Source organism: Butyrivibrio sp. FCS006, assembly GCF_000424525.1.
In the GTDB taxonomy this organism is placed as follows: Bacteria; Bacillota; Clostridia; order Lachnospirales; family Lachnospiraceae; genus Butyrivibrio.
The window spans coordinates 151035-163076 of the sequence record NZ_KE384203.1; the positions used below are offsets into that span (position 1 = coordinate 151035).

The 12042-nt window shown below is 46.5% G+C and carries 8 protein-coding genes; all 8 read right to left on the reverse strand.

Going from position 1 to position 12042, the window contains the following annotated elements:
• Window positions 1–10: 10 nt before the first annotated feature.
• A complete protein-coding gene (locus tag G633_RS0107920) occupies window positions 11–1906 on the reverse strand; it encodes a heavy metal translocating P-type ATPase (RefSeq protein WP_026519602.1) in 1896 nt (631 codons plus the stop codon).
• 166 nt (window positions 1907–2072) lie between these two features.
• The gene (locus tag G633_RS0107925) at window positions 2073–2285 is read right to left on the reverse strand and encodes a cation transporter (protein ID WP_026519603.1); all 213 of its coding nucleotides are present in this window, start codon (window positions 2283–2285) and stop codon (window positions 2073–2075) included.
• A gap of 35 nt (window positions 2286–2320) precedes the next feature.
• Window positions 2321–2680 (reverse strand): ArsR/SmtB family transcription factor, encoded by a 360-nt coding sequence (locus G633_RS0107930; RefSeq protein ID WP_026519604.1) that lies wholly within the window; start codon window positions 2678–2680, stop codon window positions 2321–2323.
• Between the two features lie 117 nt (window positions 2681–2797).
• Window positions 2798–3862 carry a pyruvate kinase gene (gene pyk / locus G633_RS0107935; protein WP_035770969.1) on the reverse strand — a complete coding sequence of 355 codons (1065 nt, stop codon included), beginning with the start codon at window positions 3860–3862 and terminating at the stop codon, window positions 2798–2800.
• Between the two features lie 347 nt (window positions 3863–4209).
• A complete protein-coding gene (locus tag G633_RS0107940) occupies window positions 4210–8757 on the reverse strand; it encodes a PolC-type DNA polymerase III (RefSeq protein WP_026519606.1) in 4548 nt (1515 codons plus the stop codon).
• An 8-nt stretch (window positions 8758–8765) separates the two neighbouring features.
• Window positions 8766–9824 carry a flavodoxin-dependent (E)-4-hydroxy-3-methylbut-2-enyl-diphosphate synthase gene (gene ispG / locus G633_RS0107945; RefSeq protein ID WP_026519607.1) on the reverse strand — a complete coding sequence of 353 codons (1059 nt, stop codon included), beginning with the start codon at window positions 9822–9824 and terminating at the stop codon, window positions 8766–8768.
• Window positions 9825–9829: 5 nt separating this feature from the next.
• Window positions 9830–10882, reverse strand: coding sequence for an RIP metalloprotease RseP (gene rseP / locus G633_RS0107950; RefSeq protein ID WP_026519608.1), 1053 nt, complete (start codon window positions 10880–10882; stop codon window positions 9830–9832).
• Window positions 10882–12033, reverse strand: a complete 1152-nt coding sequence (locus G633_RS0107955; RefSeq protein WP_022769561.1) for a 1-deoxy-D-xylulose-5-phosphate reductoisomerase — start codon at window positions 12031–12033, stop codon at window positions 10882–10884. Before G633_RS0107955 ends, rseP begins: the two co-directional genes overlap by 1 nt.
• Window positions 12034–12042 lie beyond the last annotated feature (9 nt).

The following is a 12042-nucleotide window of genomic DNA, read 5'->3' on the forward strand; positions in this document are numbered from 1 at the left end:
TTTGTAAAAGTTAGTCCTTAAGCGCCCTCATAGAGTTAAGTATTGCTATTACTGCTACTCCGACATCTCCGAATACTGCAAGCCACATGGTTGTAAGACCAAGTGCTCCCAGAATAAGGATTATCAGCTTAACCGCCAGTGCAAAGACTATGTTTTCTTTTACAATCCTTATGGTCTTGCGTGCGATCTTCATAACAGCTGAGATCTTGCTGATATCATCATCCATGATGACTATATCTGCTGCCTCTATGGCAGCATCAGATCCCATGGATCCCATGGCGATTCCAACGTCTGCTCTCATAAGTACAGGAGCGTCGTTGATTCCGTCGCCTACAAACGCAAGCCTGTTACCATTATCGCCTTTTGAGAGCATTTTTTCAACTGCGCTGACCTTGTCTGCAGGAAGAAGTCCTGCCCTGACATCATTTATGCCGACCTGATCAGCTACATGTCTTGCTATAGCCTCATTGTCGCCGGTGAGCATGACTGCTCTCTTAACTCCAAGGTCGTACAGGGCTGAGATTCCCTCTTTTACTCCTTCCTTGATAGCGTCGGCGATCACGATACTTCCGGCATAGACACCGTCGTAAGATACGTAAACAACTGTGCCTGCTGCCTCATCCAAAAGACCTATGGAAGCCGGAACTTTGATGAGCTTATCATTGCCCACCAAAAGCTCTTTTCCATCAAGGACGGTCCTGATACCGTTACCTGCGATCTCCTTGGTCTGGGACTCATCTATGTATGAACTGTCAGGCTTAGCGCCTCCGTTTCTCTCCATGTAGCAGGAGAGGATCGATCTTGCGATGGGATGATTTGAATACATCTCGCCGTAAGCTGCCAGGGACAAAAGCTGGTCCTCTGATATATCACCTGAAGTTGAAGGAACTATCTCAGATACCTTAAACTCGCCCTTTGTGATGGTTCCTGTCTTATCAAATACAACTGTGTCAACCTTCGATGCCGCCTCAAGGAAATTGCTGCCCTTAACAAGGACACCCTTCTTGGAAGATGCTCCGATTCCTCCAAAGAACCCAAGAGGAACTGAGATAACAAGAGCACATGGGCAAGAAACAATAAGGAAAATGCATGCTCTTCTGATACTGTCAGAAAGAGGGAGCTGTCCGATGATCGGAGGGATCACTGCAAGAAGTACTGCTCCGATGGTAACAACAGGAGTGTAATATCTTGCAAATCTTGTGATGAAGTTCTCCATTCTGGACTTCTTGTTGCTGGCATTCTCAACCAGGTCAAGGATCCTTGCAACGGTTGAATCCTCGTAGGCCTTATCTACTCTTACCTTAAGGATTCCCTCGCCGTTTACGCATCCGCTTATTACAGCGTCGCCTTCTGCTGCCCTTCTGGGAACAGACTCACCTGTAAGAGCTGCTGTATCAAGGAAGGACTCTCCCTCTACAACGGTTCCGTCTACCGGGATCTTCTCTCCTGCTCTTACCAGGATAATGTCTCCAACACTGACTTCCTCAGGATCTACCTCTGTAGTAGAGCCGTCCTCATTAACTATATTTGCATACTCGGGAGCAATGCTCATGAGGTCTGTGATTGACTGTCTGGACTTACCTACAGCGTAGCTCTGGAAGAGCTCACCTACCTGGTAAAAGAGCATTACTGCCAGCGCCTCGGAGTACTCACCGATTCCGAATGCACCGAAGGTAGCTATCATCATCAGGAAGTTCTCGTCAAAAACCTGTCCGTGGCTGATATTGATAATGGCCTTTCTCACTACATCGTAGCCGATGATTCCATAAGGAACGAGATAGATTATCAGCTTGACGAACCAGGGGAGCGGATCCATGATACCGAGCTTGTCCAGTACCAGAAGGATCACGAACATGGCGAGTACTATCAGTATTCTGTTACGGGTCTTTTTTTGTTTCTTGGTCATAAATCACCTCTATACTCCGTGATATACGCCTTGCTTCACCATGTTCTCGCAAGGCTACACACATTCGGAATCCGGCATATCTGCCTACTTCCTCATGTATGTTCGGTCTTCAAGGTCAAATAATGTTTTGTGCAAGCACAATATTATTTGACTTTGAATCCCTATATCACTCAATTTCGCAATCCGGCTCAACCTTTTTGCATGCCTTAACAGCAGCATCAAATACCTTGTCAAAAACGTCATCAGCAGCCTCTAATGTAAACTTCTGAGTCATGAAATTTACTCTTGCGCTTACAACGCCCTCGATCTTCTTAACTGCATCCTCCATCTTGGCTGCACAGTTTGCACAGTCTACCTCACACTTAAATGTTTTCTTCATAATATCCACCTTTCTGCCCTCTTAGAGCTCATAATTTACTCTTCAATATGATTGATACCCTGGTCTATGATGGTCCTTACATGGTCATCTGCCAGGAAATATATTATCTGTTTGCCTTCTCTTCTGTTTCCGACGAGCTTGCTCTGCTTAAGTATCTTAAGCTGATGGGATATGGCCGACTGGGTCATATTAAGGCTCTCAGCTATATCACATACACACATCTCTTCTTCAAACAAGGCAAAGAGAATTCGAATCCTTGTGGAATCTCCGAAGACCTTGAACAGTTCTGCCAGATCGTAAAGCTCATCATCATCGGGCATCTCTCTGTGGACCTTCAGCACCACATCTGCGTGCTTGTGCACTACATCGCAATGTTCTACATCACTGATTGACATATCGATTTCCTTTCGTTTCATTTAAACATATGAATAATTGTTCATATGTTGAATATAAAACAAGTGAATGCATATGTCAATACACATTCACTTGTTTTTTTAATTATTTAATTGTGATCATTGTTTGCTGCCGGCTTCTGCCGCTTCCACAGTCTTTCTCATGTATCTGATAACGTCTGCCGGATACTCGCCCACTGCAGTTTCTCCGGTCACCATGACAGATGCCGCTCCGTCCAGTACTGCGTTGTAGATATCACTCACTTCTGCTCTGGTCGGAACCTTGCTGTGCTCCATGGATGAGAGCATCTGAGTCACTACCATAAACGGCTTATGCGCTGTTCTGCATCTTGCTGCTATGTCCTTCTGAACTCCCGGAAGGGTCCAAAGCGGAACTGCATTTCCAAGGTCTCCCCTTGCTATGATTATCTCGTCGGCTACTTCAAAAAAGCTCTCGAGGTTATCTACGCCTCGGGTATTCTCAATCTTGGCATATATCTTTATGTCTTTTCCGCCGTTATCATCAAGGACGCTTCGCAGCATCTTAAGGTCGTCTGAACTTCTTACGAAGGGCTGCATTACTCCGTAGATACCTGACTTGCAAGCAAGTTTGATGTTCTCGATATCACTGTCTGTCAGCGCTGGCATATCAACGGATTTGCCAACTATTGCTATGCTCTTTTTGCCATTTAGGGCTCCACCTCTGGTGATGCGGGCTTTGGCAGAGCTGCTTCCTGCTTCAATTATGGTTGCTGCGATCTTGCCGTCATCAAGAAGGATTTCATCAGTAACTTCAAGGGCTTCAAGGATTATTTTATCAAGTATTATTGTGTTATCGCCCGGCTGCGTGTTCGCTTTGCCCGGATGTGCATCCGTCTTGCCCGGATACGTGTCCGTTTTGTCCGAAACTGTAGGCTCAAGTACAAGCTCATCGCCATTATAGAGGCTTATTGGCGCATCCAGCTTCCCGATCCTAAGCTCAGGCCCCTGCATATCTATCAGGATTTTGGGAACAATCCCGCTTTTTGCTGCATCTCTTTTAACCTTATCAAGGTCCTCAAGGCAATCCTTAAGCATGACATGAGAGAGATTGATCCTGATCCCCGTCATGCCTTCAGCAAACATCGAAGACAACACTTCCTCATCTCTGCAACTTGGTCCCAGTGTTCCAAACACATCTATCATATCCCATATTTCCTCGGTATCGGCCCAAAACAACTTTTATGTATATCCAAGCCGAACTTTCTCTTGCATTATTAACGCAATATCGTAAACAGTATCAAAAATCACTTCATAAATCATAATACCACAGGCTTTAGGCGTATTTTTATCAATTATGATAGCAAAAGCAATAAAATTGTCGGCCTGAGAGCAAAAAACACCATTTCAGTCCGACTCGTACATATCGCTTATGCGCACACTGCTCCTATTACAAGAAAACAGCCAGGCCTACAAGAAAACAGCCGCCCTAAAAGAAAACAGCCGGGCCCAAAAGGCCCGGCCATTCATAATCTCAATAATTATTAATCCCTTTAGAATCCTTTCATCAGGTCGAAGAGGCTTATCTGGTTGGAATCCGGGATATCACCGAGAAGTCCCATGTCTGACATCTTGTCTATTACGGTCTGAGGGCACTTGGTCCTCTGGCGGAAGTCGTCCTTGGAAAGGAACGGACCGTCCTTGGCTGCCTCAACGATCTGGTCGGCAGCCTTCTCACCCATACCGTCGATACTGGTAAGAGCGGGCATGATCTTATCGCCGATAACCTGGAATTCTCTGGACTTAACCTTGAAGATATCGATTGGCATAAACTCGATACCTCTTTCGTACATCTCCTCGACAAGTCTCATATCTCCGTACTCAGCCTGCTGAGCGTTAGTAAGTTCATCCTTACGGCTTAAGTAATCCTTCATAATACTGTGAAGATGATTCTCGCCCTGGCACATATGCTCATAGTTGAAGGCCTTGGCTCTTATAGAAAACCACGCTGCATAGAAGGCCTGTGGCATATAAACCTTGAAGTATGCTATTCTCCAGGCCATCATAACGTAAGCTGCCGCATGGGCCTTAGGGAACATGTACTTGATCTTCTCGCAGGACCAGATATACCAGTCAGGAACGCCGTGGTCTATCATGTCTTTCTTCCAGTCTGGCCAGTTCTTCTCCTTACCTCCGGCTACCTTACCTTTACGAACAGCCTCCATGATCTTGAAGGATTCAGACTTATCAAGTCCCTTCTGGATAAGGTAGATCATGATATCGTCACGACAGCAGATACAGGTATCAATGGTTGCCTTGCCCTCCTGGATAAGGGTCTGGGCATTGCCGAGCCAAACGTCGGTACCGTGGGACAGACCTGAAATCCTTATAAGGTGTGACAAAGACTTGGGCTGAGCATCGATAACCATCTGCATAGCGAAGTCCGTACCAAACTCGGGAAGTCCAAGGCATCCGAGCTTTGTTCCGCCAATCTGCTCCGGTTCAATGCCCAGGGCAGTTGTATTCATGAAAAGACTCATTACCTTCTTGTCATCCAGTGGCACAGTCTTGGGATCCATACCCGTGCAGTCCTGCAAGAACCTTATCATGGTAGGATCATCGTGTCCCAGAATATCGAGCTTTAGAAGGTTGTGGTCGATGGAGTGGTAATCGTAATGTGTTGTAATTGTAGCTGTGGTCATATCGTTGGCAGGGTGCTGAACAGGACAGAATGAATTGATGTCCTCTCCAACCGGAAGAACTATAATTCCTCCCGGATGCTGACCGGTACCACGTCTTATGCCGGTACAGCCCTGAACGATTCTGTTTATCTCACTCTTTCTCTTACTTACTCCGATTCCGTCATAGTACTTCTTAACAAAACCGTAAGCCGTCTTATCCGCAAGAGAAGCTATGGTTCCGGCTCTGAAGGTCTGTCCGTAACCAAAGATAACCTCTGTATATTTGTGGGCCTTGGACTGATACTCTCCGGAGAAGTTAAGGTCGATATCAGGCTCCTTGTCACCCTTAAATCCAAGGAAGGTCTCGAAAGGAATATCAAATCCGTCCTTGTTCATCTTGGTACCACACTTAGGGCACATCTTGTCAGGCATATCACAGCCCGAGTTTCCGCCGTAAGCCTTAACCTCCTCTGAATCAAAGTCGGAGTACTTACAATTCGGGCAAACATAATGAGGGCTAAGTGAGTTAACCTCCGTAATTCCTGAAGTAAAGGCAACGAAGGACGATCCTACGGATCCTCTTGAACCTACCAGATATCCGTCCTCGTTGGACTTCCAAACCAGCTTCTGGGCAATGATATACATAACCGCGAAACCGTTCTTGATGATGGAGTTAAGCTCCCTCTCAAGTCTCTCTTTAACGATCTCCGGAAGCTCTTCTCCGTAGATCTCATGGGCCTTGTCGTAACAGATCTTGGTCAGGATCTCATCACTGTTTGCGATGACAGGCGCACACTTATCGGGACGGACCGGTGATATTGAATCGCACATATCCAGGATCTTTCTGGTGTTGTCGATGACGATTTCTTTTGCCTTCTCTCCACCGAGATAGTCAAACTCGGCCATCATCTCATCTGTGGTCCTCAGGAAAAGAGGTGCCGGCTCCTCATCATTCATACCCTTTCCGGACATGATGATGGTCCTGTAGATCTCATCCTCAGGATTTAAGAAGTGCGCATCACAGGTAGCGACAACAGGCTTATTCCACTGTTCTCCCAGCCTTACAATCTCCTTGTTGATCTCCCTGATATCATCATCGCTGTTGATATCTTCATACCTCTCGGACTCAACCATGAAATGATTGTTGCCCACAGGCTGAATCTCCAGATAGTCGTAGAAGCTGACAAGTCTTGCAATCTCCTCAGGTGGTCTTCCCTCAACAACAGCGCCGTAGAGTTCTCCCGCACAGCAGGCACTACCGATAATAAGTCCCTCTCTGTACTTGATGAGCTCGCTCTTAGGGATAAGCGGAAATCTTCTGAAATAATCTATATGTGATTTGCTGACAAGTGTATAGAGATTGACCCTGCCCAGCGTATTCTTGGCAAGAATAATGCAGTGATTGGGGCGAAGGTGCCTTATCATCTCAGGTGTTGGCTTTCCGAGGATATTGACCTGAGTAAGATCCTCAGCTCCCTGCTCCTTGAGCATTGGTACAAACTTATTGAAAATAAGCGCAGTACACTCAGCATCATCTACAGCTCTGTGGTGATGCCCAAGTACAATGTTCAAAGTCTTAGCCACTGCATCCAGCGTATGCTTAGCCTGCAGCGGGAAGAAATATCTTGAGAGCCACAGAGTATCTACGGTGGTGTAATCCGCATCAATACCAAGCTCCTCGCAGTTCTGATTTATAAAGCTTATGTCAAAAGAGACATTGTGTCCCACCAGTACTGCTCCCTCGCAGAACTCAACGAACTTCGGGATGATAACTTCTCTTGTTGGCGCACCGATTACCATATCGTCGGTGATGCTGGTGAGTTTCTCGATCCTGTAAGGAATAGGAACCTGTGGGTTGATAAACTCAGAGAATCTGTCTACAATCTCTCCGTTTTTGATCTTAACGGCACCGATCTCAATGATCTTGTTCTTGATGGGTGAAAAGCCCGTTGTCTCAATATCAAATACAACAAAGGTGGTATCATCGAGCTTCTGTCCCTTGTCATTGACAACTATTTCCTTTAAGTCATCAACAACATAGGCCTCAACGCCCAGCACCAGTTTAAAGAAATCCTGCCTGTCGATAGGGGGCTCTCCTGCCTCTTTTCTGCGGGACTTCTCATCCTTATAAAGATCCTCCCACACGTGGTTGGCATCGGTAAGAGCCTGAACAACGCCGTGGTCTGTGATGGCAATACCCGGCATTCCCCACTTGTAGGCCTGCTTTACAATGTCTTTTACCTCGGAAACTCCGTCCATATCACTCATCTTGGTATGGCAGTGGAGCTCCACTCTCTTCACATCAGCGTTGTCAACTCTCTTGACTGTAAAGTCAGGAATCTTCTTAACCCCGACAACGGACTGAATAGAGAGCTCGTGGTCAAATCTGTCAATTGCAGCAATTCCCTTGATCTTAACAAAAGCACCCATCTTGATGCTCTTTGTTATATCGGGCACATCTGCAGTATTTACGAACATCTTGACTGCGATGGAATCTGTAAAGTCAGTCACAGCAAAGATGAGAATGGTCTTGTCATTTCTGATGTCTCTCTGATCCCACTCGATGATCTTGCCGTGAATAGTGACTTCACCCAGCTCGCCCATAAGGTCAACAAGCTTCATGGCTTCATCATCGAAATCTCTTCCAAAGAGAACATCAGGATTATCGGACCTCTTGTAGCTTCCGCCGAAATCTCTTTTGCCAAAGGATTTCTTCTCGCCCTCTTTGGGTGCAAATGAGGATGCCTTGCCCTCAACCTTGGAAGGACTACTTTGCTTGGCTGTTTCAGAAGCTTTTGCTTCCTTGGCCGCTTCTTTGGCAGCTTCTTTTTCTGCCTCCTTCTCCTCCATAGCCTCAAGCTTTTTGACCATCTTGGCTGACTCTTCGGAGTAATCGGGCTCTTTATCGTCTTTTTCAACTTCTACAAATTCAGGTGAAAGAACTACAGAAAGGCCACACCTTTCGTTGAATATCTTGGACAGTACACGGATCAGGTCAGGGGCCTTCTTCTTGCCGACAACGCTGTCCTCAAGCTGCATGATGACATTGTCCTGATCGGGGTACAAAAAAGAAGCCGAGCGAAACAGACTATACTCCATATGGTCATAGTCTTTAAGCTCGAGCTCAATGCTCTCTCTGTATATATCAAGAAGATTCTCCGGCGTGTACTGGGCCGAAAGAGAAAACTTCTCGTAGATCTTGATAGTTATATCCTGATTGCCAAACAACTGCTTCTTGATGCTGTTCTCGGTCTTTATGATGTCTGCCTTGTCAATGAGCTTGTTGCTGGCTATATAAATCCTGATAAAATCCTGTTTCCTGGTGGTGGAAACCTTTACAACTTCAGTCTGCCCCATGATATCGCCGGTGTGTTCATCCAGCTTAAGGGCAGGAAATACTTCAAAAAAACTCTTCCCCATAAAAACCTTTACCTAGGCCAATTGTCCAGCTCTTCTTTTAACGTAGCCAGCAACTGGTCTTCCTTAACCTTCTTAACTACTTCTCCGTTCTTGATAAGCAGGCCTTCTCCCACGCCGCCTGCTATTCCGATGTCTGCCTCCTTGGCTTCTCCGGGGCCGTTTACTGCACAGCCCATAACTGCAACCTTGATATCAAGGTCATACTTCTGAACCATGGTCTCAACCGCATTTGCAAGGCCGATGAGATCGATCTTGGTTCTGCCACAGGTAGGACATGATACAACCTCGATTCCTCCGCTTCTCATTCCGAGAGTCTTAAGGATCATCTTGGCTGTCTTGATCTCCTCCACAGGGTCACCTGAGAGTGAAACTCTTATGGTATCACCGATGCCCTCATTTAAGATGATGCCAAGTCCGATGGATGACTTGATGTTTCCGCCATAGACTGTTCCTGCCTCAGTGATACCTACATGGAGCGGATACTGGCATTTCTCGGCCAGCAGCTCATGGGCCTTAACACAGAGCATAACGTTTGAGGACTTGATGCTGACTACCATGTTGTCATATCCGAGGTCCTCGATGATGCCGATCTTATCAAGGGCTGATTCAACAAGGCCCTCTGCTGTAACACCGCCATATTTCTCCACAAGGTCTTTTTCCAAAGAGCCGCTGTTAACGCCGACTCTGATCGGAATATTTCTCTCCTTGGCGCAGGATACGACTGATGCGATCCTGTCTCTGCTTCCGATGTTACCGGGGTTGATCCTGATCTTGTCAGCGCCGTTCTCCATGGCAGCAATGGCCATCTTATAGTCAAAATGAATATCTGCAACAATAGGAATATGTATCTGCTTCTTGATCTCTGAAAGAGCCAAGGCAGCCTCCATTGTAGGCACGGTGCTTCTTATGATCTCGCATCCCGCCTCCTCGAGTCTCTTTATCTGAGCAACTGTAGCCTCCACGTCCTCAGTCCTTGTGTTGGTCATGGACTGGATGAGGATGGGATTACCTCCGCCTATCACTCTGTCGCCAATATGAATAACTTTAGTATTATCTCTATATGCCATGAAAATTACCTCGTAAACTTTGTAATGTCATTGAACAGTACAAATACCATAAGCGCCAAAAGCGCCACCATTCCTATCATGTGAACGAAGCCTTCCTTCTCAGGAGGAACGGGCTTACCGACAATGACTTCGATGAACTGGAATACCAGCCTTCCTCCGTCAAGAGCAGGAATCGGCAAAAGATTCATCACTCCCAGGTTCACCGACAAAAGCACCGTCAGGGACAGCATTGTAAGGATGACTGCGGAGATTCCGTAGGGCTTAACCTCCTCGTAGGTATCATCCACCATCTTCACCATGCCCACAGGTCCCGAAACATCGTCCTTGGAAAGCTTGCCCTTTACGAGAAGCGCCAGACTCCTGTAGGTGGTCTTGAAGTAGTATCTTACCTCGTACCAGGCGTACTTAAGAGCAGCCGGTCCCTCTATCTTGCCATACTCACCAAGATAGATTCCCATGTAGTAGCGGCCCTCATCTTCACTGTACTTGGGTAAAAGAGTGGTCTCGTATCTCTGACCGTCTCTCTCATACACGATGTCCATCGGACTTCCTTCAGCGAACTGTGAGATCATGGTCACTTCACCTGACATGTAAACCTTCTCACCATCTACGCTGATTATCTTATCTCCCGGAAGCATTCCTGCCTCAGCTGCAGCGGACTCCTCAGTCATCTTGTTGATAACAGGGAAGTTCCAGGCTGAAAAGCTTACAAGAACCACCGCCAGGATATATGCGATTATAAAGTTTGCAAAAGGTCCTGCGAAAAGAGTAGCTATCCTCCTCCACACAGGCGCGTTCAAAAAGGAATGCTCGTCATACCCTTCCTTCTCCTCAGCCACGGGATCCATGCCGTCAAATACGCATGCACCTCCGATCGGAAGAAGCTTGATACTGTAGAGAGTCTCTCCTTTTTGCTTTTTCCAGATAGTCGGTCCCATTCCCACAAAGAACTCGTTGACCCTTATACCGCCTGACTTGGCGATGATAAAGTGACCGAATTCATGGGATGTTACCAGTACTCCGAATATGATAAAGAAAATTAAAACACTTACTAACATCAGATGTTGTACTTCTTTCCGAGGAAGTCGTAGGTCTCCTGCTCAGCTGCAAGAATAGCAGCAACGTCAGGGTTGTCCACCTTATTGTGGTGGCTCATGGCCTCCTCTATCATGCTGTAGATCTCAAGATATTTAATATCGCCCTTTAAAAATCTCTTAACCGCCATCTCGTTGGCAGCGTTGAAAACTGTGGGCATGCTTCCGCCGATACGGGCAGAATCATAGGCAAGCTTAAGTCCTCTGAATGTGTCTGTATCAGGCTTTTCAAAGGTCAGGGAATAGAGTTCAAAGAGGTCTAATCTCTTTTCCTGCATAGGTCTTCTGTCCGGGTAGAAAAGAGCATACTGAATAGGCAGCTTCATATCCGGAACGCCAAGCTGTGCAATAACAGCACCGTCCACAAACTGAACTGCGCTGTGAACAATGCTCTGCGGATGAACAACTACCTGAATATCATCAAGTGATACTCCAAAGAGCCACTTTGCTTCCATAACTTCAAGGCCCTTATTTACAAGGGATGAAGAGTCGATGGTAACCTTTGGTCCCATGTCCCAGTTAGGGTGCTTAAGGGCATCCGCTGCTGTCATGTTCTCAAGCTCCTGCCTTTTCTTACCCCTGAATGGTCCGCCGCTGGCCGTCAAAAGAATCTTTTCAACCTTGTCCCTTGGCTCGCCGTTTAAGGACTGGAAAATTGCACTGTGCTCTGAATCCACAGGCAGTATCTGTACATTCTTCTCCCTGGCAAGTGGCATGATGATGTGTCCTGCGCATACAAGGGTCTCCTTGTTGGCAAGAGCAATATCTTTTCCGCACTCAATTGCCTTAATGGTAGGTCTGATTCCGATCATACCTACTACTGCTGTAAGCACGGTATCTGCCTCGGGAACAGAAACTATATCAAGAAGTCCGTCCATACCGGCCATTACTTTGATGCCGGTATCCGAGATCTTGTCCTGAAGCTCTTTTGCTGCTGTTTCATCAAACATGCAGACGTACTTCGGCTTAAACTCGCGGACCTGTTTCTCTACTTCGGCAACGCTTCTGTTTGCTGCAATTCCAACAACTTCAAGTTCTGAAGGGTTGTTTCTTACAACGTCCAGAGTCTGTGTTCCAATGGATCCTGTTGATCCCAGTAAAACTATCTTTCTCATATCTTCTTC